The sequence below is a fragment of the Bhargavaea ullalensis genome (genome assembly GCF_042432615.1).
Lineage (GTDB): Bacteria > Bacillota > Bacilli > Bacillales_A > Planococcaceae > Bhargavaea > Bhargavaea ullalensis.
Map to the genome: position 1 here is coordinate 46971 of NZ_JBHLWY010000021.1, position 20981 is coordinate 67951.

The 20981-nt window shown below is 58.0% G+C and carries 22 protein-coding genes; 19 read left to right on the plus strand and 3 right to left on the minus strand.

The features are described 5' to 3' along the window. Positions 1 to 79: 79 nt before the first annotated feature. Entirely contained in the window at positions 80 to 1735 is a 1656-nt protein-coding gene (locus ACFFIY_RS05670; protein ID WP_354197727.1) for a sensor domain-containing protein, read from the plus strand. Positions 1736 to 1786: 51 nt separating this feature from the next. Here ACFFIY_RS05670 and ACFFIY_RS05675 read toward each other — a convergent pair whose 3' ends face one another. Then, positions 1787 to 2959 (minus strand): MFS transporter, encoded by a 1173-nt coding sequence (locus ACFFIY_RS05675; protein ID WP_354197725.1) that lies wholly within the window; start codon positions 2957 to 2959, stop codon positions 1787 to 1789. 616 nt (positions 2960 to 3575) lie between these two features. Between ACFFIY_RS05675 and ACFFIY_RS05680 the strand changes: the two genes are divergently transcribed. Beyond that, positions 3576 to 3716, plus strand: coding sequence for an Lmo0850 family protein (locus ACFFIY_RS05680; RefSeq protein WP_200805808.1), 141 nt, complete (start codon positions 3576 to 3578; stop codon positions 3714 to 3716). A gap of 314 nt (positions 3717 to 4030) precedes the next feature. On the opposite strand, the gene ACFFIY_RS05685 is transcribed toward ACFFIY_RS05680, so the two are convergent. Continuing rightward, positions 4031 to 5215: an FtsW/RodA/SpoVE family cell cycle protein gene (locus tag ACFFIY_RS05685; RefSeq protein ID WP_354197722.1), complete on the minus strand. Its 1185-nt coding sequence runs from the start codon at positions 5213 to 5215 to the stop codon at positions 4031 to 4033. A 410-nt stretch (positions 5216 to 5625) separates the two neighbouring features. Between ACFFIY_RS05685 and ACFFIY_RS05690 the strand changes: the two genes are divergently transcribed. The 8 genes from ACFFIY_RS05690 (at position 5626) to ACFFIY_RS05725 (ending at position 13712) form a co-directional block, all read left to right on the plus strand. After that, the gene (locus ACFFIY_RS05690) at positions 5626 to 6705 is read left to right on the plus strand and encodes a D-alanine--D-alanine ligase (protein WP_354197720.1); all 1080 of its coding nucleotides are present in this window, start codon (positions 5626 to 5628) and stop codon (positions 6703 to 6705) included. A gap of 12 nt (positions 6706 to 6717) precedes the next feature. Then, a complete protein-coding gene (locus tag ACFFIY_RS05695) occupies positions 6718 to 8094 on the plus strand; it encodes a UDP-N-acetylmuramoyl-tripeptide--D-alanyl-D-alanine ligase (protein ID WP_354197718.1) in 1377 nt (458 codons plus the stop codon). 372 nt (positions 8095 to 8466) lie between these two features. Further along, on the plus strand, positions 8467 to 9942 hold the full coding sequence (cshA, locus tag ACFFIY_RS05700; RefSeq protein ID WP_354197716.1) for a degradosome RNA helicase CshA: 1476 nt from the start codon (positions 8467 to 8469) through the stop codon (positions 9940 to 9942). Positions 9943 to 10048: 106 nt separating this feature from the next. Next, positions 10049 to 10732 (plus strand): YjjG family noncanonical pyrimidine nucleotidase, encoded by a 684-nt coding sequence (locus ACFFIY_RS05705; protein WP_354197714.1) that lies wholly within the window; start codon positions 10049 to 10051, stop codon positions 10730 to 10732. A gap of 101 nt (positions 10733 to 10833) precedes the next feature. Further along, entirely contained in the window at positions 10834 to 11313 is a 480-nt protein-coding gene (locus tag ACFFIY_RS05710; protein WP_354197712.1) for a PH domain-containing protein, read from the plus strand. Continuing rightward, the gene (locus ACFFIY_RS05715; protein WP_354197710.1) at positions 11303 to 12853 is read left to right on the plus strand and encodes a PH domain-containing protein; all 1551 of its coding nucleotides are present in this window, start codon (positions 11303 to 11305) and stop codon (positions 12851 to 12853) included. The genes ACFFIY_RS05710 and ACFFIY_RS05715 overlap by 11 nt, the downstream gene beginning before the upstream one ends. Next, a complete protein-coding gene (locus ACFFIY_RS05720) occupies positions 12846 to 13139 on the plus strand; it encodes a hypothetical protein (protein WP_354197708.1) in 294 nt (97 codons plus the stop codon). The genes ACFFIY_RS05715 and ACFFIY_RS05720 overlap by 8 nt, the downstream gene beginning before the upstream one ends. A gap of 102 nt (positions 13140 to 13241) precedes the next feature. Then, positions 13242 to 13712, plus strand: a complete 471-nt coding sequence (locus ACFFIY_RS05725; RefSeq protein WP_354197706.1) for a DinB family protein — start codon at positions 13242 to 13244, stop codon at positions 13710 to 13712. Between the two features lie 244 nt (positions 13713 to 13956). Here ACFFIY_RS05725 and ACFFIY_RS05730 read toward each other — a convergent pair whose 3' ends face one another. Further along, on the minus strand, positions 13957 to 14568 hold the full coding sequence (locus ACFFIY_RS05730; RefSeq protein ID WP_354197704.1) for a rhomboid family intramembrane serine protease: 612 nt from the start codon (positions 14566 to 14568) through the stop codon (positions 13957 to 13959). A gap of 67 nt (positions 14569 to 14635) precedes the next feature. Between ACFFIY_RS05730 and acpS the strand changes: the two genes are divergently transcribed. The 9 genes from acpS to ACFFIY_RS05775 all read left to right on the plus strand — a co-directional run bounded on the left by acpS (position 14636) and on the right by ACFFIY_RS05775 (position 20975). Next, on the plus strand, positions 14636 to 15010 hold the full coding sequence (gene acpS, locus ACFFIY_RS05735; RefSeq protein WP_354197702.1) for a holo-ACP synthase: 375 nt from the start codon (positions 14636 to 14638) through the stop codon (positions 15008 to 15010). Between the two features lie 82 nt (positions 15011 to 15092). Next, positions 15093 to 16205, plus strand: coding sequence for a LolA family protein (locus tag ACFFIY_RS05740; protein WP_354197700.1), 1113 nt, complete (start codon positions 15093 to 15095; stop codon positions 16203 to 16205). Positions 16206 to 16276: 71 nt separating this feature from the next. Beyond that, a complete protein-coding gene (alr, locus tag ACFFIY_RS05745; protein WP_354197698.1) occupies positions 16277 to 17410 on the plus strand; it encodes an alanine racemase in 1134 nt (377 codons plus the stop codon). A 154-nt stretch (positions 17411 to 17564) separates the two neighbouring features. Further along, on the plus strand, positions 17565 to 17846 hold the full coding sequence (locus ACFFIY_RS05750; protein ID WP_354197696.1) for a transcriptional regulator: 282 nt from the start codon (positions 17565 to 17567) through the stop codon (positions 17844 to 17846). A 4-nt stretch (positions 17847 to 17850) separates the two neighbouring features. Next, a complete protein-coding gene (locus tag ACFFIY_RS05755) occupies positions 17851 to 18201 on the plus strand; it encodes a type II toxin-antitoxin system PemK/MazF family toxin (protein ID WP_354197694.1) in 351 nt (116 codons plus the stop codon). Between the two features lie 163 nt (positions 18202 to 18364). Continuing rightward, positions 18365 to 19192, plus strand: coding sequence for an RsbT co-antagonist protein RsbRA (gene rsbRA, locus ACFFIY_RS05760; protein WP_354197692.1), 828 nt, complete (start codon positions 18365 to 18367; stop codon positions 19190 to 19192). After that, positions 19192 to 19554 carry an STAS domain-containing protein gene (gene rsbS / locus ACFFIY_RS05765; RefSeq protein WP_076759219.1) on the plus strand — a complete coding sequence of 121 codons (363 nt, stop codon included), beginning with the start codon at positions 19192 to 19194 and terminating at the stop codon, positions 19552 to 19554. The genes rsbRA and rsbS overlap by 1 nt, the downstream gene beginning before the upstream one ends. 2 nt (positions 19555 to 19556) lie before the next feature. Continuing rightward, positions 19557 to 19958: an anti-sigma regulatory factor gene (locus ACFFIY_RS05770; protein ID WP_354197689.1), complete on the plus strand. Its 402-nt coding sequence runs from the start codon at positions 19557 to 19559 to the stop codon at positions 19956 to 19958. A 15-nt stretch (positions 19959 to 19973) separates the two neighbouring features. Beyond that, a complete protein-coding gene (locus ACFFIY_RS05775; RefSeq protein WP_354197687.1) occupies positions 19974 to 20975 on the plus strand; it encodes a PP2C family protein-serine/threonine phosphatase in 1002 nt (333 codons plus the stop codon). Positions 20976 to 20981: the final 6 nt, after the last annotated feature.

Sequence of the window (20981 nt, forward strand, 5' to 3'; positions counted from 1 at the left end):
CGTGGAAGCTCGCCCAATAATTAGGCTTCCGCTATACTGGTGAAAAGGAAGAATTGTATAGACGGATAGGGGGCGCGTCATGGGGGAATCAACGGGTAGCCTTCAAGAGCGTGTGCTGATGGACGGTCTTTCGGATATGATATTCGTCATGGCCATCAGGGAAAACGGATCAGTCATTTATGAATTCATCAATCGGGCGGCACGGCAGGCGCTTGGCGTCCAATCGGATATCATCGGGAGATCCATCGCAGAAACAATCGGCGATGAACGGGGCCGTGTGCTTGAGACTGTCTACAGGCGGGTGGCCGTGGCGGGTGAACCGGTTGTCTATGAGGACTGCTATTTGGCGGAACTGGGCGGGAAACGGCATTCCGAAGCCAGCCTCACACCGCTTTTTGAGGACGGGAAATGCACACATGTCGTCGCTGCGGTCCGTGACGTCACAGAGAAATTCCTTGCCCGTCAGTCGGCCGAACTCATGAGCGGACGGCTGGAACTGGGCGGGTCGCGTTACCGTGCATTGTTTGAAAACAACAGCGATGCGGTGTTCGAACTGGATGAAGGGGGAAGGATCCTCTCGGCAAACCGGGCGGCGGAACTTCTTTTCAGCACACGGTCAGACGCACTTGCCGGCAACTTTTTCACCGATCTGGTGACCGGGGGAGACCGGCCGCGAGCCGCGGACGCGCTCTTGAACGCCGATGCATCCGGCCGGACGGATATCCGCCTGGATGTTCGCGCCGGCGATGGTCCGGTCGGTTGCCTGCTCAACTTCACGCCGGTGGTCAGCGCCGGAAAACGGGTCGGCTGCTATGCCCACCTGAAGGACATGCGGGAGCTGGACAAGCTGGTCGGGCAGTTCATGGAGAGCGAGAGGCGGTTCCGGATCATTGCAGAGCATGTCCGGGACGTCATCCTCGTCGTCGATGAAGCATGGGACTTCCTGTATGTGTCTCCCGCCAGCCGAAAGGTGTTCGGCTACGATCCGGAGGAACTGGCAAGGTCCAACGGCCGGGCGCACGTTTTCCCCGAAGACGAACGGCGGCTCCGCCGCGCATTCAACCGGGCGGTCGGCGGTGAAGGCACATTCACGCTCCGTCTGCGGCTCGCCCACGCTGAGAAAGGCTGGATCTGGTCGGAACTCACCGGATCCGCGGTGTTCGGTTCGGACGGCGGTTTCCTCCACATGGTGCTCGTCGTGCGGGATATCACGCGCCAGAAAGAAGCGGAAGAGCGGCTTCAAAACTATGCCTACCATGATCCGCTCACCGGATTGCCGAATCGGCGGCTGTTTTATGAACGTCTCCATCAAAGATTGGATCGCTACATAAAGACGGGCGAACCGTTCGCCGTCATTTTGATGGACATCGACGGATTCAAGCAAATCAACGACACCCGGGGGCATGAAGCGGGCGATGAAGTGATCCGGGCGTTCGGCGCACGGGTGGCGGGCGCGGTCGACCACGGCTTTGTTGCCCGCCACGGAGGAGATGAATTTGTCGTCCTGATCATGGAATGCCGGGACGAACAGGAAGCGGAAGCCGTCGGACGAAAAATCCTGGATACACTTGACTTTCCGTTGCCGGTCGCCAGCCAGCCGATCCGCGTCTCGACCAGCCTCGGCATCGCACTGGCAGCACCCGGACGCTCAACTCCCGAAGCCCTGCTCCGGCTCGCCGACCAGGCGATGTACCAGGCGAAAAAGTCCGGCCGCGGACGCTTACGGATCCTTTGAATGAAAAAACCCCTGCAGGAAGCGGCCTGCAGGGGTTTTTGCGATTCGGTTTCAGCGGGAGGGCTGCGCATGCCGGAGCGATTGGTCCGACCGGCGGTAAAGCAGAAGCAGAACGAGAGACAATACGGCGAGCGCCGCGGATATACCATAGACACCGTCCGGCAGCCGGGTGAACAGCCAGGTGAACAAGAGCGGCCCGGCGATCCGGCCAATGTTGTCCATCGAGTAACTCATGCCCGCCGCGGTGCCGTACCGGCCGCCGGATTCCTTCGTCGTGAGCGACACCAGGATGGTCCGGACCAGGGCATTGCCGGCGGTAAACACACAAAGCGACAGGCCGGCCCAGAACAGGCTTCCGGTGAACAACATGAGAACCAGGCCGGCGGCGGTGATGACCTGGGCGATGGTGATGACCTTCGTCTCCATGCCGTTCTTGATCCGCCGGACGACCCCGCCCTGGATCGCCGCGTCGACGAATCCGCTGAACATGAACAGATAGCCGATCTGCTTTGGCGTGATCTCGATTTTGTGGATGTTGAACAGCTGGAAGGTCGCCTCCACCCCCGCGAGGAGGAACGTCACCATGAACGACAGCAGGAACAAGTAGCGGATCCGGTATCCCCAGAGCTTGGAGGCGCCTTCCGGGATGATGGCCCGCTTGTTGGCTTCGGCATGCCGTTCCGGCTCTTTCAGGACGAACGCCGCATAGACGAGCAACAGCAGGACGAGCGTGCCGGAGGCGGTGAACGGAAGCGACAGGCTGTAGTCTCCCAGGATGCCGCCGATCGCCGGACCGAAGATGAAGCCGAGTCCGATCGACATGCCGAGGAAGCCCATGTACTTGTTGCGGTTTTCCTCATCGGTCAGGTCAGCGACGAAACCGGTGACGGCCGTGTAGAGGGCGCCGGAGAACAGGCCGCCGATGATCCGAGACAAATACATCATCGGAAGCGAGTGGGTGAACAGCGCAAAAAGGAAGAAGCTGAGGCTGAACCCGGCCAGCCCGATCATGATCAGCTTTTTTCTGCCGGTGCGGTCGGAGTAGGCCCCCCAAAGCGGCGCGGTGAAGAACGAGGCAAGCGCATAGACGGTCAGGAGGCCGCCGACGTGCATCTCGTCAAACCCCTGCGCCACGACCACTTCCGGAAGAACCGGAATGATGATGCCGAAGCCCAGGTAAACGAGGAACTGAACAGACATGAGAAGGATGATGGCTTTTTTCATTCGGGATGACCTGCTTTCCAAAACAATTCAGATGACCCCATTCTACTCTGCGGATGGGAGAGACACAATGGAAAGCCGGTTTTGTCCACAGCATTGGGTCCACTCCCTCAGACGAAGAAATCCGCCCGCTTACCGCGGGCGTTGCCGACGCCAACGCGAAATTCAGCGTCTGCGATTAAAAATGATGGCGTTGAGCAACATTAGCAGCCTTCTCGAGCTGCGCTCTGCGGGGCCTTCGATTAACGGTGCTCCCGCCCGTCTCGCGGATTCCTTCTGATTAGTCAGAAAACCGGCTTTTGAAATGAAAGCGGAGAAAAACAGAGGTGCGGAAAGCTGCGATTCCACTCGGCACTCGAATGCGCTCACTCGATGGCCGTATGATCCCACTCGCGATGTCTACGCGCTCACTCGCAGGCGATATGATTCCACTCATCCAATAAGTCGGTGAATAAAAACTTTACGGTCGGTTAACCTTTGTAACAAAATTGAAAGATTTGATCCCCGACTCCGGTGGTATGATAAAAGGGCATATATATAAGGTTCGGCATCATGGAACAACAGGCAACCTTGCCCCGGATGTTGCGTCGGAATCTACAGGAAGGATGAGGTGGAACGGATGGCCAAAGAGAAAGACGTCAAAACAATCGCGGAGCGGATTTCCGCTCTCGGAATCCCGGTCACGATCACGAAGTCTCGCCTGGAGCTGCTCAAAGCCCTCGCCCCGCCCGCAAATGTTCCCCACCCGCGCACGACCTGATCAAAAAGCTCCCGCTCCTCGGTAATCGAGGGGCGGGAGCTTTTTGGTGAAAGTGGGATTTGGGCAAGCGGGTCAGTCAGCCGTCCTCCGCTTTTCTGTGTCCGGCTGCGGGCGGCTGCTTCTCGGGGTCATAAACCGATCCGCGCCACGAAACAGGCTTCGCTCTTCGGATCGGCTTATGCCTGTCAGGGCAAAACGCCGCCCTCCGCTTTTCTGTGTCCAGCTGCGGGCGGCAGGGGCTCGGAGGCCCGCATCAGCGGGTCTGTCAGCCATGCGCCGGCTGACTTCATCTTCCGGCCCGCTCCGCTTTTCCTTTAGTCATCCGTTTCTGTGCTGAACATGTAGGTGCGGTGGTGGAATTTCATGCTGAACACGATACCGAGGGCGAGCATGTTGCCCATGATCGAGCTGCCTCCGTAGCTGATGAGCGGGAGGGGGATGCCGGTGATCGGGAGCACCTGGATCGTCATTCCGATGTTCTGGAACACGTGGAAGGTGATCATGGCGATAATCCCGGACAGGACATAAGTGCTGAACGGGTCCTTCAGCTGGAGCGTGATTTTCGTCAGGTGGTAGATCAGGACAAAGTAAAGAGAGATGACGACGCTCGCACCGATAAAGCCCCAGTCCTCCGCGATGACAGAGAAGATGAAGTCGGTATGGGCTTCCGGCACATAGACTTCCCGGCCCATGAATCCTTTGCCGCTGATCTGTCCCGATCCGATGGCGTTCAGGGACGTGATGAGGTGGCGGCCTTCATCGGTGGAGTATGTGTACGGATCCAGCCAGGAATAAACCCGGGCGAACTGATACTGGTGGAACCCGAATGTCTTGACGAGAAACTCCTGCATGTACAGTGCCATCCAGATGACGAGCCCGCCAAGGACGGCACCGCCGGCAAACAGGGGCGTGACGATTTTCCAGGAGATGCCGGACACGAGAATCAGGGCGGCGGTGATTGCGAGGAACACGAGCGACGTCCCGAGGTCCGGCTGCTTGAAGATGAAAAACAGCGGAAGGGCCATCACGCCGGCGAGTTTCAGCAACAGCAGGAAGTCAGTTTTTACGGTCCGGATCAAATGGTTTTCATTGTGCACGGTGATCATGCGGGCCGCGCCGATGATGTAGAAGGTTTTCATGAACTCCGCAGGCTGGATGTCTCCAATCGGAAGGTGGAACCAGCTTTTCGCATTGTTCCGCCGTTCGACGAGCGCCATGCTGTCAGGCAGGATGAACAGCACGAAGAGCGAGAGTACGCCGGCACCGTAGATGAGCCAGGCGGCCTTTTTGTACTGTTCCGGGTCAAAGTACATCATGACCGCAATGATGGCGGCCCCGACCACGTACCAGCGGATCTGTGCCGGCACGAAATTCGTATGGCTATATTGCCCGGTCGTCTGGGCGGAGGCGATGGCGACGGAACTGATGATCAAAAACAGCAATAAGATGAACGCAAGCGTCCAGTCAAACCGGTCCGACGGCCGATTGTTCAGCTTCATGTGATATCACCTGAAATTTCTTGGAATAGATTAAGTCAATACGCTCCATTATAGCGCATCAGGAGCCGGATTGCGCGCATTCCATCGTAAACTATTGGACGAGAATGCAAGAGAAATGTTTCCACCCGGCACGCTCTGCAGTTCTCACGGCAGAAACGTTCGACTCAGGCAGGGAATCGTTCGACTCAGGAGAAGAATCGTTCGACTCAGGCAAGGAATCGTTCGACTCGGACAGGGAATCATTCGACTCGGACAGAGAGCCATCCGGTGTGCAATCATCCGGCTCCCCGCTTCATCCGGAAACCCTTTGCTTCCCGGACCGCCCTCCAACCGAAAAATTGCGCCCGCCCCGTCACATGTGCGGCCTGCTCATGCTACACTGTAAGTATCCAAGATACGGAGGTTTCCACATGAAAAATCGGATCTTTCTACTATACGGGGGCAAATCGGCGGAGCATGAAGTTTCGCTTTCGACGGCACGCGCTGTCACGCACGCCCTTGACTTCTCCAAATACGATGTGACGCCGGTGTTCATCACACCGTCCGGGGAATGGCGCCCGGGCCCGCTGCTCACCGGGCCGGCCGCACAGGTCACAGATCTCTTGATCGGCGAGAAAGGGACATCCGCCCCGGCAAGTCTGACGGAAGGCATCGGGGCATTGGCCGAGGAGGCACCGGGGCAGCCGGTCGTCATCCCGCTGCTGCACGGACCGAACGGGGAAGACGGGACGGTCCAGGGCCTGTTGGAGGTGCTGGATCTTCCGTACGTCGGCAACGGCGTCCTCGCTTCGGCGGCGGGGATGGACAAGGTCGTCATGAAACAGCTGTTCGGATCGATCGGGCTCAATCAAGTGCCGTTCATCCATTTCACTCAGAACGAGTGGGACACCGACCGTGAGGTGATCCTGTCGAAGGCGCAGGCACGCCTGACCTGGCCGGTGTTCGTCAAGCCCGCCAATCTCGGTTCAAGTGTGGGGATTTCAAGGGCGACGGACCCGGTTTCGCTCGTCCGCGCCATCGGAAACGCCCTGCGTTACGACCGAAAAGTGATCATCGAACAGGGTGCCGATGCCCGCGAGATCGAACTCGGTCTGCTGGGCAACGCGGACCCGGCCTGCTCCGTCGCCGGCGAAATCAGTTCCGCTTCCGAATTCTACGACTATGAATCCAAATACCAGGACGGCAACACCGTGCTCACCATCCCGGCGGAAGTGCCGGAACCGATTGTGAAAGAAATGGAGCGGATGGCGAAAGCCGCGTTCAAGGTACTTGACTGTTCGGGTCTCATCCGGGCGGACTTCTTCCTCACAAAGGACAATGAAGTGCTCATCAATGAAGTGAACACGATGCCGGGCTTCACGCCGACGAGCATGTTCCCGCTCCTCTGGCAGCACACCGGCATGACTTATCCGGAACTCATCGAAGAACTGATCCGCCTGGCGCTCGAACGATGGGCAGAAAAACAGGCGCTGAATACAGACAGAAATTGAGGGAAGACTTTCATGAAACGGACACTTCAACAAATCGCCGGCTGGCTCGGCAATGAATCCCGGCCCGGCTGGGAAAACATCCACGTGACCGGCGCTTCGATCGACACGCGCACGCTAAAAGAGGGAGATCTGTTCATCCCGTTCAAGGGGGAGCAGGCGGACGGCCACCGGTTCGCCGGCCAGGCTTTTGAAAAAGGAGCCGCGGCCATGCTTTGGCAGGAAGGCGTGCCCGGCGCGCCGGAAGACCGCCCGGTTTTGTTTGTGAACGATCCTGAACTCGCGCTTCAGAAGATGGCCCGCAGCTACCGGCAGGAACTGGACGCCGTGTTCATCGGCATCACGGGCTCAAACGGCAAAACGTCGACGAAAGACCTGGTCGCGGGCGTCCTGTCCCCGTATTTCAACGTTCGCAAAACGGAGGGGAACTTCAACAACGAACTCGGCCTGCCGCTGACGATCCTGTCGCTTGAGGAAGACACGCAGTTCGCGGTGCTCGAGATGGGCATGAGCGGCTTCGGGGAAATCTCTTTCCTGTCGGAGCTCGCCCGTCCATCGTACGCCGTCATCACGAACATCGGCGAAGCGCACCTGCAGGATCTCGGCTCGCGGGAAGGAATCGCCAAGGCAAAGTCCGAAATCACGGACGGTCTGCAGCCGGGCGGCAAGCTGTTCTTTGACGGGGATGAGCCGCTTCTCACACCGCATGCACAAAAGCTGCCGGCAGGCACCGCCGTCCCGTTCGGCAGGAGTCCGCAATGCGCACTGCAACTCGAAGCGGTCGAGGCCTCCGAATCGGGCAGCCGGTTCCGGACATCCGGCTTGGTCAACGGGGAATTCGAAATCCCCGTCCTTGGCGCCCACCAGGCGAAAAATGCGCTGGCCGCGATCTTGATCGCGTTGGAGGCAGGGCTGTCAACGGAACAAATCCGCACGGCTCTGCGGAATGTCTCGCTCACCGGCATGCGCATGCAGACGGTGGAAGGCCCGTCCGGCTCGCTGTTCATCAATGACGCCTACAACGCAGCCCCGGCGTCCGTCCGGGCGGCACTCGACTTCGTCCGCAGTTCCGCCATCCGCAAAGAAAAATGGGTCGTCCTCGGCGACATGCTCGAACTCGGTTCACTGGAACAGTCGTCCCATGAAGAGCTTGCCGGCGAACTGGATCCGTCCGATTTCGACGGCGTTTGCTTGTTCGGCCCGCGCATGGAGACCCTTTACAGGAAACTGGAAGGGCGCTTCGCGGAAGGCCGGCTCGTCTGGAGCGAAGCGGACCTGTCGCCGATCAGCCGGACTCTTTCCGAGCGGCTGCCGCATGCCCCGCTCATTCTGCTGAAAGGCTCACGCGGCATGGCGCTCGAGCGGATCCTCCAACAGCTTCATATTCAGTGATGATCCCCGCGGGTCCGGGCCCGCGCGGTTTCATTGCAACCAAGGCGTTCCTGTGCTATAATCATCGGAGTTGGATACATTTGACGGGAACTCTTCGCGTTTGATGAAGAGTACTTTTTTTTGAAAAGCCCCGCCGTACGGCCGCTTCTCGATCAGAGAGGCAGGCAGGCGGGGCCCCATTGAAACGGTTCGGTTGAAGGGCGTGCTCCTCTCCGGTCGGACCGCCCGGCAGCTACCGGACGTTTTAGCGACAGACCGCCCCGGAGCGGCGGTCTGCAGGCAGACAAACCTCCGATCACGGCTCAGCATCGCCGGACTTCATTTGAAAAATGGATCCAATCATCACATGAAGGATAAGGAGATTGACCTAATTTGACAAAGTTTTCCGAACTGAACATCAGCGACACAACCCAGCTCTCACTCGAGCGGATGGGCTTTGAAGAAGCAACACCGATCCAGGAGGAAACGATTCCTCTCGCACAGGATGGCCGCGACGTCATCGGCCAGGCGCAGACAGGTACGGGGAAGACGACCGCTTTCGGCGTTCCGATCATCGAAAAGATCGACACGTCCAATCCGGACATCCAGGCCCTCATCATCGCACCGACACGTGAACTCGCCATCCAGGTGTCCGAAGAGATCTACCGAATCGGCTACGGCAAGCGCGCCCGCATCCTTTCCGTTTACGGCGGACAGGAAATCGGCCGTCAGATCCGTGCGCTCCGCAGCCGTCCGCAGATTGTCGTCGGCACACCGGGCCGGATCCTCGACCACATCAACCGCGGCACAATGAAGCTCCAGGGCGTCCAGACGCTCGTCCTTGACGAGGCGGATGAAATGCTCAACATGGGCTTCATCGAAGACATCAACTCCATCCTCGAGAATGTCCCGTCCGAACGTCAGACGCTTCTGTTCTCCGCGACGATGCCGGGACCGATCCGCCGCATCGCCGACAACTACATGAAAGACCCGCAGGAAGTGCGCATCAAGGCGAAGGAAATGACCGTCGAGAACATCGACCAGTACTTCGTCAAATCCCAGGAACGCGAGAAATTCGATATCCTGACCCGTCTCCTGAACGTCCAGCGCCCGGAACTCGCCATCATCTTCGGCCGCACAAAGCGCCGCGTCGATGAAGTCGCCCAGGCGCTCAACCTCCGCGGCTACCTCGCGGAAGGCATCCACGGCGACCTGACACAGGCGAAGCGACTGTCCGTCCTGCGCCAGTTCAAGGAGAACAAGATCGACATTCTCGTTGCAACCGACGTGGCTGCACGCGGACTCGACATCTCCGGTGTCACACACGTCTACAACTTCGACATCCCGCAGGATCCGGAAAGCTACGTTCACCGCATCGGCCGGACGGGCCGCGCCGGCAAGAGCGGCATCGCCGTCACGTTCGTCACACCGCGTGAAATGGGCTATCTCCGCATCGTCGAGGAAACGACGAAGAAGAAGATGACCCCGCTCCGTCCGCCATCCGAGGACGAAGCACTCGCCGGCCAGCAGAAGCTTGCCGTGACCCAGCTCAAGGAACTCGTCGAGAAGAACGAACTCAACGACTACCGCATCCTTGCAGAAGACATGCTGCAGGACATGGAAGCCGTCGATCTCGTCGCAGCAGCGCTCAAATCGCTAACGCGCGAACCGGACGACACGCCGGTGAAAATCACCGAAGAAAAACCGCTCCCGTACCGCGGCGGCAACAACCGCGGCGGCGGCCGAAGCGGCAACTATAAAGGACGCAGCGGCGGCAATCGCAGCGGTGGCGGCTACAACCGCGACAGCAACCGCCGACGCGACGGACGCCGCCCAAGCGGCGGCGGCAGCCGTTCCCGCAACCGATAAGAAATGAATAAGCAGAACCCGGAATGCCAAAGAGGCGTTCCGGGTTCTTTTTTGAGGATGCTTCATGATATCTTAGGACGAGTGACATTTGAAAATGGAGGCCGCCATGAAATACGAAATGATTTTATTTGATGTAGATGATACGCTGTTTGACTTCGGCAAGTCGGAGAAAAGCGCGCTGCAACTGGCATTTGATGAATTTGGCTTGCCGACGGGCGTTGCGGATTATGCAGCCCATTACAAAGAGATCGGCAAAGAACTGTGGAGAGATCTCGAACAGGGGCTTACCTCATTGCCGGAACTGGGTACGGAAAGATTCAGGAGGCTGTTCCTTGCTCAACAGCTGGAGATCGAAGCGGACTTGTTCAACACCCGATATCTTGGATATTTGGGCAAGGAAACCTCTCTTGTCGAGGGGGCCGTGGAGTTATGCGAGCATCTTGCCGGCTGCCGGATGGCCGTCATTACGAATGGCTTCAATGAAGTGCAGAAGTCGAGGGTCGGGGGTTCGCCCCTCTGCAATACATTTGAACACATCATCACTTCCGAAGAAGCGGGATGCCAGAAACCTGAAATGGGCATTTTCGATTATGCGTTCTCCAAGCTGCAGATCACAGATAAAGCAAAGGTTCTGATGGTGGGGGATTCTTTGACTTCCGATATCCAGGGCGGGATTAATTACGGGATCGATACATGCTGGTTCAATCCGGGCGGCAAGGAAAACCCGGCAGAAATTCAGCCGACCTATGAGATCCGCAGGCTGACCGATCTGATCGGTCTTTTGGAGTGAAGGGCAGCTTGTTTTGATGTTCCTCAAATTGAAGTTTCAATTTGAAACCCTTCCCCTCCCGTTCCGTATACAATAGGAAGAGAGAAGAAGGGGTGAGCGGGATGAGAAGAGAACCGGCCAACCGGATTTCAAGGAAGGGGCTCACGGTGTGGAGGATCCACGGCGTCTTTTATACGCTGATGGTCCTCGTTCCGGCGATCGCGGCGAGTGTGCTGGCTTACATATTTGAAGGGCCTGTCTGGATTTATATCGTTTCGGCGGCTGTCCCGATTTTGCTGGGGTATTTGCTGATCGGGCTGTTTCCGAAAATCCGCTGGCGGCGCTGGCGCTATGAAGTGCGGGAGACGGAGATCGAGCTGCAGCACGGCCTGTTCATCGTGAAGCGGACGCTTGTGCCGATGGTGCGGGTGCAGCACGTGGATACGAGCCAGGGGCCGATTTTGCGGAAGTACGGGCTTGCGGGGATCACAGTGTCGACGGCGGCGACGACCCATGAGATTCCGGCGCTCCAGATGGAGGAAGCCGATGATCTGAGGGGCCGGATTTCCGCGCTTGCGAGGGTGGCGGAAGATGATGTCTGAGGAACGTCACCGGCTGCACCCGATCACTGCCGTCATCGAGCTCGTGAAGACGCTGAAGGAAGCGATCCTCCCGCTGATCGTCATTGTCGTCGCCAACGGGCTCGGCCGCGAGAAAACGGGGAACTTCTGGCTTGATAATATCTCGATCTTCATCTTCGGCCTGTTCATCGTCTTCACCGCGGTGGCGGGGCTCATCAAGTGGAAGCGGTTCGTCTATTGGTTCGAGGACGGCGAATTGCGGATCGAGCATGGCTTGTTTGTAAAAAAGAAGCGGTACATTCCGTTTGAGCGAATCCAGAGCCTGGATTACACCGAAGGCATTTTCCACCGCCCGTTCGGCCTCGTGAAGGTGAAGGTCGAGACGGCGGGCGGTTCCGGGAAGGATCAGGCGGAGGCGGAGCTGACGGCGGTCACCCGGGCGGAAGCGGACCGGGTGAGCCTGGAAATCGCCGAAGCGAAGCGGTTGAAGCGAATGCCGGCGGACGGAGGTGTTGCCACCGCCGGGACGGAAGAGAGAGTGGCAATGCCTGAACTTCCGGCAGAAGAAGAGACGGCGAGGACCGTCTTCCGGATGGGGAACCGGGACATCGTGTTCCTGTCCGCGATTTCCGGCCGGATCGGGCTGATCTTCTCCGGGATGGCGGTGCTGCTGTCGCAGTTCTCGGATATCCTGCCATATGAGCTGATCTTTGATGAACTTGCCGCGTTCGTGAAGTTCGGCGTGTTCCTCGTTGCACTCGTTGTGCTGGCGGTGATGCTCGTCGGCTGGGTGATTTCGGTTGTCTGGACATTCCTGTCGTTCTACGGGTTCCAGGTCGCATTTGACGGCGACGATCTGTTCATTTCCCGCGGGCTGCTCGAGAAAAAGAGAATGACCGTTCCGCTCAAGCGGATTCAGGCGGTGCGGGTGAGCGAGAACCCGTTCCAGAAGATGTTCGGCTACCGCTCCGTCAAAGTGCACAGTGCGGGCGGCGGGGAAGAAGCCGGTGCGGTCATCAGCCTGTTCCCGCTCGTGAAGCAAGAGCGCGTGCATGAGCTGCTCGGCGAATTGTTTCCGGAACTGGAGCTCGGTGCGGAGCTTGCCCGGACACCGGACCGGTCCCGGCCTTACTTTTACCGGATTGACTTTGTCTGGATGATCCCGGTCATCGGACTGGCTTCCTGGTTCTTGTTCCCGTATGGCCTGCTGACGCTCCTGCTCGTGCCGGCCGCAATCCTGCTCGGGATGTGGCAGCACCGTTCGGCCGGCTGGGCCATTTCCGGCCGGCAGCTGACGGTGCGCTGGAGAGGGTTCGCTCTTCAGACCGTCTACGTGTTCCGCAGGCGGATCCAGTCGCTCCAAGTGCGCCAGACCGTTTTCCAGAAGCGGAAAGACGTCGCCACGGTGAATGCATCGTTCAAGTCGGGGACGGGCGCATCGGTCGCCCCGATGCGCCACATCGACCGCTCAGATGCGGAGCGGATCATGGCCTGGTATGATCCTCAACACCGGAAGGGCCGGGAAGCAATCCCGGTGAACGGGGGAGCCGCCCATGAATAAAGGTGGATGGACGGGGTTGTTGCTGCGGATTCGGTTCCATGCCGATCAACTCCGGCTTGCCGGTTATGCCGTCCTGCTGGAAGTATTCGTTCTCATGGGAGATGTGACGGTGTTCCTCGCGTTTCCGGAGCTGATCGTCTTTGCTCTGCTCGGCGGACTGGCCGTCGTGTTCAGGAAGCGGCTATCGGCATGGGTGATGCGGACACCGGTTTTATTGACGGCGGTGCTCGTCCTGTTTTCAGTATGTCTATACATGCAGGACTTCGGCTGGATTCAGCCTTATTGACCGGGCAGGAATTTTCGGCTGCAGGGAGAATGAAACAAGAGATCGGGTCTTCCGGATCATTCGGAAGGCCTTTATTTTTCCTGGGAAAGGGGAAGGATGGAGATGGAGGATTTGATCTTCCGGCATATGGAGACGGTGCGCAAACTGACTTTGATTGAAATGGGGGCCATCCCGGAATCTCTGGCGGACCAGGTGCCGCCCGGCTTCAACAACAGCATCCGCTGGAACTTCGGTCACATCGCCTTCATCCAGGGGCGGCTCGTGTATGAGGTGATGGGCGAGGATTCGGGTCTTCCGTCCTCATTCAGCGAATATTTTGCTGCGGGGACGAGCCCTGCCGGCTGGACGGGAGTTCCTCCGCGCATTGCAGAAATCCGGAAAGTGCTCGAACGGCAGCCTGAAGAAATCCGGCTGGGCCGCAGAGGAAGATTGGATGAACCATTGCCCGATCCGTTCACGAATAAAATGGGTGTCACTTTCCGTACTTCGGGTGAGACGCTGCTATTCTCCTTCTATCATGAGGCCCTGCACCTGGAGACGATCAAGCGAATCGTGAAATCAATCGGCGGGTGAAAAGATCCACGAGCCAACTTGCGCCACTCGAGGCTCAACTTGCGCCACTCGCGAGCCAACTTGCGCCACTCGAGGCTCAACTTGCGCCACTCGCGAGCCAACTTGCGCCACTCGGGGCCAAACTTGCGCCACTCATAACCGGGCCGCCTTTTTGAGGCCAAACTCTCCTCACTCGGACGCCAACTCTCCTCACTTGTCCCCGCCACCACAACAAAACCGTCCCGCGGCAGCGGGACGGTTTCATTCACCGGCGGGTTTTCCGCCAGCTGGTGATGTTTTTCGGGTTGAAGTAGCTCAGGCCCGTGATGAAGCCGACGAGGAGGCCGGTGATGTGGGCGGTGATGTTGATGTTCGGGGTCAGGAACGTCATGATGATGGAGATGACGATGATCGGCATGATGATGCCGCGCAGCTGCGGGAAGGCGTTTTTCGTATAATAGACGAGCGCCCCGAATGCGCCGAAGATGCCGTAGATGGCGCCGCTTGCCCCGACGTAGGCGTAGGATCCGTCATGCAGGAAGTAAGAAGCGACGTTGCCGAACAGGCCCGCGAGGAAGTACAGGTTCACGAAGCGGACTTTCCCGGCGAGCCGTTCGAGTTCCGGGCCGAACAGGAAAAGGGCGAACATGTTGAACAGCACGTGCATGAAGCCGGCGTGCAGGAACATCGGCGTGACGAAGCGCCACCAGTCGCCGGCCGCGATCTGGCTGTTGATGCCCATGCCCTGGTACATGACGAGATCGCCGATGCCCGGAATGAGCGTGATCACAAAGACGATCAGGTTGATCGCGATCAGCGCGGACACGACCGGGTAGAACCGGATGTATTCGGAAAAGCTTTCTCTTCTGATAAACATAGATTCACCTCAATATCATAAAACCAGTATACCGCGTTTGGCGCGGCTCAGAAAGTAGGGAGACCGGATGATCACTGGAATCGGGCTGGACATCGTGGAGATGGAGCGGATCCGCCGGCTGGACGGGAGGAGCGGCCGCTTCCGGGAACGGATCCTGACCCGGGCGGAACTCGACCGCTATGATTCATTAAATGAAGGAAGGCGGACAGAGTTTCTGGCCGGGCGGTTTTCGGCGAAGGAGGCATTTGCCAAGGCGCTCGGAACCGGAATCGGGAAACACTGCGCATTCACCGACATCGCGGTGCTGAACGGAACGAACGGCCGGCCCGTCCTTTATTTCAAAGACGCGCAGGTGGATGGATTTGTGTCGATTACCCATGCGAAGGAATACGCTGCCGCGCAGGTGATCCTGTGCGGCAATCCGCCGGTCTCGTCCGAATAAACCGACCCCCTCTCTCATAGGATGTTCCACAGGAGCGAAATGAGAAAGGGTGAAGGATTTGCGGAGCCGGATATTGGCAGGGATGCTCATCGTGCTCGCATTGCTCGTGTCGGCATGCGGCGCACAGTCGAAGGAAGACGTCATGAAAAAGCTGAGCGGCAAATGGACCGATGCCAAAGGATACGAGCTTACGGCGGTCATGGAAATCCGGACCGGCCAGGAACCGAGATTGTACGACGTGGAAGTGTGGCATACGAAGCCGGATTACTACCGCGTGAGCGTCACGCAGGACGGATCGGATGAAGCCCAGATGATCCTCCGGAACAAAGAGGGAGTGTTTGTCGTCACGCCGTCGGTCGGCAAGACGTACAAATTCCAGAGCGACTGGCCGGAGAAGAACAGCCAGGCTTATCTCATCGGCGCGCTTGCGGAAGACATCCGGGCGGACAAGAAGGCGACGATGAAGGAAGAAGAGAAGGAATATGTGTTTGAGACCGCGACGCGCAACAATCACCGGAAGATGCTTCCGTATCAGCGCATCCACATCGACAAGAAATCGCTCCTGCCGGTGAAGGTGTCGGTGCTCGATGAAAACAAGGAAGAACAGATCAAGATCTCCTTCAAGAAAATCTCCCTCGGCACGGACCGCGATGCGGCAGACTATGCGGCCGAGAAACATGCCGCGCCGGCGAAGGACAAAAAAGGCGCTGCCGCCGTTGACGAGGATGACGAGGAAGACGACGAAGGCGAAGAGTCCGGCGAGCAGAAGGGCGGCGACGTGTCCAAGGACGGATCTTCCGAAGAATCCCAGGATGAAGAAGGAAATGACGAAGCCGGCGCCGAATTGGACGGAGAGGAATTCAGAACATCTTATCCGATCCTCAAGTGGGAAGGCGTCGACCTCCTGGAAGAAGAAACAGTCGGCAAGGGCAGCGACAAGCGCGTCTACCTGACGTTCGGCGGCGAGAAAGATTTCATCATCGTGCAGGAAAAGGCGCAGGCCCCGGCCGAGTCGGTCGTTCCGGTCTTCGCGGAAGGCGATCCGGCGGACCTCGGGTTCACGATCGGTGCCATCACCGACAACTCGATCAGCTGGGAGCAGGACGGCGTGTCCTACTTCATCGCCTCAAACGGACTGTCCCGCGAAGAGATGGTGGAAGTCGCCACGTCGCTCGTCAAGTCCGAGCAGAAGTGAGAAAAGCGTATTGACTCGATTCTCCCGGCGGGCGGATAATGGAACCGACAACGGGAGGAGCGCGGTGCAACATGGAACAGACGGAATGGGGACGGCCGACACGGGCGGTGATCGACCTGGAGGCCATCAGGACAAATGTGAGAAACACGAAAGACCGGATCGGCCCTGAGACGGAGCTGATCGCGGTCGTGAAGGCGGACGGCTACGGGCACGGAGCCGTCCGGGTGGCGGAGGCGGCGCTCGGTGCCGGGGCATCGATGCTCGCCGTCGCAACGCCGGAAGAGGCGGTGGAACTGAGGGAGGCGGGCCTGGAAGCGGATATCCTGCTTCTCGGCGCCGCCCCCCTTCCGTTCGTTGAAGTGGCGGCCGCGCACCATATCACGGTGACCGCGGACTCGGCCCGATGGATGCGCAGTGCGGCATTGCGCTCGAAGAATTTGGACGTTCCGCTGAAAGTCCATCTGAAGCTCGATACCGGCATGGGCCGGATCGGCATGAGGACGGAAGAGGAACTGCTCGGGGCATGGGAAGCCGCGCGGGCAGCGGACATCGTCATCGACGGCGCATTCACCCATTTCGCCAAGGCGGACGACGAGGATTGCGGAGTGCAGCGGCTGCAGGAAGACCGGTTCCGGGAGCTGATCGGCACGCTTCCTGAAAAGCCGAGGCTCGTCCATGCTTCAAACAGCGCGGCGACCTACCTGCATCCGGGCAGCCGGTTTGATGCGGTCCGGCTCGGCATTTCCATGTACGGCATTCCGGCTTCGGACCATGCCGCCCGCAACATGCCGTTCACGCTTCAGCCCGCCCTGACCCTGGAGAGCCGGCTCGTCCATGTGAAGAAAATCCGCAAGGGCGACACGGTGAGCTACGGTGCCACCTATGAGGCAGCGGACGACGAATGGATCGGCACACTCCCGATCGGCTACGCGGACGGGCTGCTTCGCGGTCTGGGCGGACAGGACGTGCTGGTCGGCGGCAGCCGGGTTCCGATTGTCGGGCGGATCTGCATGGACCAGTGCATGATCCGGCTGCCCGGCGAGATGGAGCCGGGCGAGCCGGTGGTGCTCATCGGGCGCCAGGGGGATGAAGAAGTCACGGCGGATGAATGGGCAAGGCGGCTCGGGACGATTCCCTATGAAGTCGTCGTCACTTTGTCCAAACGCATTCCGAGGGTTTATAGAAGAGTGGATTGGGAAGGATAGAAGAAAGCGACACTCCGACATGAAACGACACGGTTCAGCCTCTTTTCGGGGGAACTTTGTCAAAATGCTTCCTTCCGTGTCTTTTCAAGGGGCCCGTCCGATGGTATGATGGATGGGACTGATTAAAGGGACGGATGCGTCGGAGGTGTTTGCTGTGAGAAATAGAGAGAACCATGAGGAAGTCATCGTGAGGATCCCGGAGCAGATGCTTCGCGGCATTGCCGAAACGTCCGGCAGCATGAGCGCGGACGGCGACGGCTATGTCTATCTTTCGACAAAGGGCCGCACGGAGGACAACCAAACAAATCTTATACGGGAAGCGATGATGAAGGGCTACGTGGAAATGTCACATATCAATCTTTCCATCGCAACTGAATGCTTGTACGCGGAATATGAAGCGGAGCACACATTGGAGCGACTCGTAAGCGGAGGATGAAATTTTGGCCATAAAACGCGGGGACGTATTCTTTGCAGATTTGTCACCGGTGGTCGGTTCTGAACAGGGCGGCACAAGGCCCGTCCTGGTCATTCAGAACGACATTGGCAACCGGTTCAGCCCGACGGTGATCATCGCAGCCATCACGGCGCAGATACAGAAGGCGAAACTGCCGACCCATGTGGAGATTGACGCGGAGAAGCACGGCTTTGACCGGGATTCCGTCATCTTGCTTGAGCAAGTACGGACGATCGACAAATCCCGCCTCACCGACAAGATCACGCATCTGGACGACGAACTCATGGCGCAGGTGGAACAGGCGCTTGAAGTGAGTCTCGGCCTGGTGAAATTTTGAGCATACATATCAAGATGCCGTCCGGCCATGCGCCGGACGGCATTTTTTTCCGCCGGCGGCCCATTTCTTCTTATCGCGTGTGCTCCGATCACTTTTTCGATACAATAGGAGTAATAAACCTTTTCACCAGTTCTGCAACAATACCAAAGGAGGCTTCCGGGCCATGCATAAAAAGGTGCCGCAATTTGTCGAAACCCACCTTGACGAAATTATTGAACGCTGGAAACAGCTGATGAAAGATGATCACGGGGACCGATTCTTCCAGATCATGCCGGATGAAGTCGTTGAGCGGACAAGCCGCGAATTCGCGGGCCTGATCGTCTCGAACCTCACGGAAGACGGCCAGATGTACGAGTCGAAGCTCCATGACTTTTCTGAGCGAATCGTCCGTCTCGGCTGGTCGATCACGCTTGTCATGAAAGCGATCGAGAACTTCTCCGACACGGTCTATGACATGCTCTGGGAAGCGGAAGTGATCAATGACGGGAACATCGCCGAATACTTCGAAGTCCTCAATGGATGGATCCGTCCGCTCAGGGAAGAAGTGGTGGAGGCCTACTCCAATACATGGGAGCGGACGGTCTCGCTCCAGAAGATTGCCCTGCAGGAGCTGTCGGCCTCCCTCATCCCGGTCGTGGACAAGGTGAGCGTCATGCCTTTGGTCGGGACGATCGACACGGAGCGGGCGAAGCTGATCATGGAGAACCTGCTGGAAGGCGTGGTCCGGCACCGATCTGAAGTCGTGCTCCTGGATATCACGGGTGTCCCGGTCGTCGACACGATGGTCGCCCATCACATCATCCAGGCGGCGGACGCAGTGCGGCTCGTCGGCGCGCGCTGCATGCTCGTCGGCATCCGGCCGGAAATCGCGCAGACGATCGTGGCGCTCGGCATCGACCTGAATGAATTCACGACGACAAGCACGCTGCAGCGCGGCATGCAGGAAGCGTTGGCATTGACGAACAGACAAATCGTGGAGGTGGATGAGTGATGAATATGCGGATTCCGATACTCAAGCTGAGAGAAGTCCTGATCGTGTCGATCCAGTGGGAACTCGATGACCAGACGGCTCTCCAGTTCCAGGAGGATCTGCTGAAGAAGATGCACGATACATCTGCAAAAGGCGTCGTCATTGATCTGACACCGATTGATTTTATTGATTCATTCATCGCAAAAGTGCTCGGGGATGTCATCAGCATGTCCGGGCTCATGGGTGCGAAAGTTGTCATCACCGGCATTCAGCCGGCGGTCGCCATTACACTGATCGAGCTCGGCATCCGTCTTGAAAATGTCATGACGGCGCTTGACCTTGAAAACGGAATGGACAAACTTCAACAAGAATTGGAGGCCTGACGATGGCTTACCGGTCTTCAGTGGATATCCACACAGAATGGGACATTGTCGCTGCGCGGCAGCTGGGCCGGAACGAAGCGAAGAAAATCGGCTTCGGGACCGTCGACCAGGCCCGCATCACGACGGCAATCAGTGAACTTGCAAGGAATATTTATCTATATGCGGGAACCGGAAAGATTGAGATCGAGCGTCTCAACGAAAGCGGCGTGTTCGGCATCGCCATCATCGCTTCCGACGAGGGACCCGGAATTCCCGATGTTCGCAAAGTCATGGAAGACGGCTTTTCCACTTCAGGCGGTCTTGGTGCCGGCATGCCGGGCGTCAAGCGGCTCATGGACGATTTCCGGATCGACACGGAAAAAGGGAAAGGCACGACCATCACCGCGATCAAATGGCTCAGGTAGGAGGGATAACGCCAAATGCCCCGCGACATGGAACGAGAATACAAGGAAATATTAAGACAATATATCGAGAACCAGTCCGAACAGAATCTCTATCTCGGAGAAACATTCAGCAGGGGGCTCATCGAAAAGGACATTTCTCCGGAGGAAGTCATCAGCATACATAAGTCGGCGCTGAAGGACGTATTGCCCGGTCTGCCTTCAAAGGTGTGGCATTCATTCGATTTCCTCATTGAAATGATGATCCGCTACGGGCTTGCGCTCAAGGAACACCAGAGCCTGGTGAAAAAGCAGGAAGAGATGCAAGTGGAGATGGAACTGGCATCTAACGTCCAGGAAACGCTTCTGAAGACGAAAATCCCGGACATCGAAGGGCTGGATATCGGCTATGTGACTGTCCCGTCCCGTACGATGAGCGGAGATTATATCTACTTTGTCAGCAATGAAACAGACGAGGCGGGTGTGGCGGTGGCCGATGTGATGGGCAAGGGCATCCCCGCCGCCCTTTGCATGTCGATGGTCAAATTCGGGATGGACAGCCTGCAGCAATCCGATGAAGGACCGTCGGAAGTGCTGTCGGTCATCAACCGGATCGTGGAGAAAAGCGTCAACGACTCGATGTTCGTCACGATGTTCTACGGCAAATACGATGCACAGCGATCGCTGTTCTCCTATGCATCGGCGGGCCATGAGCCGGCGCTCCTGTACAGGGCAGCCGAGGACACGTTCCACGAACTCGATGCAAAAGGTCTTCTCCTCGGCGTCTCCGAGGATGCCCGTTACGAGGAAGGCGCCGTCACAATCGATGACGGCGACTTCATTGCCATCATGACAGACGGTGTCACCGAAGCCCGCACGCCCGAAGGATTCGTTGAGAAGGAAACGATCCTTGAGCTGATCGGCAGCGTGAAGGAAAAGACCGCACAGGAAATGGCCGAGCATGTCTTCTCCGAACTGGATCGCATGCAAGGTTTCCGCCTGCAGGACGACTTTTCGCTTGTCATTTTAAAGAAAAAATAATCACCA

Bases quoted from the DNA above. Each gene is read 5' to 3' on its own strand.
- ACFFIY_RS05670 (WP_354197727.1), top strand. From the start codon at position 80: ATGGGGGAATCAACGGGTAGCCTTCAAGAGCGTGTGCTGATGGACGGT.
- ACFFIY_RS05675 (WP_354197725.1), bottom strand. From the start codon at position 2,959: ATGAAAAAAGCCATCATCCTTCTCATGTCTGTTCAGTTCCTCGTTTAC.
- ACFFIY_RS05680 (WP_200805808.1), top strand. From the start codon at position 3,576: ATGGCCAAAGAGAAAGACGTCAAAACAATCGCGGAGCGGATTTCCGCT.
- ACFFIY_RS05685 (WP_354197722.1), bottom strand. From the start codon at position 5,215: ATGAAGCTGAACAATCGGCCGTCGGACCGGTTTGACTGGACGCTTGCG.
- ACFFIY_RS05690 (WP_354197720.1), top strand. From the start codon at position 5,626: ATGAAAAATCGGATCTTTCTACTATACGGGGGCAAATCGGCGGAGCAT.
- ACFFIY_RS05695 (WP_354197718.1), top strand. From the start codon at position 6,718: ATGAAACGGACACTTCAACAAATCGCCGGCTGGCTCGGCAATGAATCC.
- ACFFIY_RS05705 (WP_354197714.1), top strand. From the start codon at position 10,049: ATGAAATACGAAATGATTTTATTTGATGTAGATGATACGCTGTTTGAC.
- ACFFIY_RS05710 (WP_354197712.1), top strand. From the start codon at position 10,834: ATGAGAAGAGAACCGGCCAACCGGATTTCAAGGAAGGGGCTCACGGTG.
- ACFFIY_RS05715 (WP_354197710.1), top strand. From the start codon at position 11,303: ATGATGTCTGAGGAACGTCACCGGCTGCACCCGATCACTGCCGTCATC.
- ACFFIY_RS05720 (WP_354197708.1), top strand. From the start codon at position 12,846: ATGAATAAAGGTGGATGGACGGGGTTGTTGCTGCGGATTCGGTTCCAT.
- ACFFIY_RS05725 (WP_354197706.1), top strand. From the start codon at position 13,242: ATGGAGGATTTGATCTTCCGGCATATGGAGACGGTGCGCAAACTGACT.
- ACFFIY_RS05730 (WP_354197704.1), bottom strand. From the start codon at position 14,568: ATGTTTATCAGAAGAGAAAGCTTTTCCGAATACATCCGGTTCTACCCG.
- acpS (WP_354197702.1), top strand. From the start codon at position 14,636: ATGATCACTGGAATCGGGCTGGACATCGTGGAGATGGAGCGGATCCGC.
- ACFFIY_RS05740 (WP_354197700.1), top strand. From the start codon at position 15,093: ATGCTCATCGTGCTCGCATTGCTCGTGTCGGCATGCGGCGCACAGTCG.
- alr (WP_354197698.1), top strand. From the start codon at position 16,277: ATGGAACAGACGGAATGGGGACGGCCGACACGGGCGGTGATCGACCTG.
- rsbRA (WP_354197692.1), top strand. From the start codon at position 18,365: ATGCATAAAAAGGTGCCGCAATTTGTCGAAACCCACCTTGACGAAATT.
- rsbS (WP_076759219.1), top strand. From the start codon at position 19,192: ATGAATATGCGGATTCCGATACTCAAGCTGAGAGAAGTCCTGATCGTG.
- ACFFIY_RS05770 (WP_354197689.1), top strand. From the start codon at position 19,557: ATGGCTTACCGGTCTTCAGTGGATATCCACACAGAATGGGACATTGTC.
- ACFFIY_RS05775 (WP_354197687.1), top strand. From the start codon at position 19,974: ATGCCCCGCGACATGGAACGAGAATACAAGGAAATATTAAGACAATAT.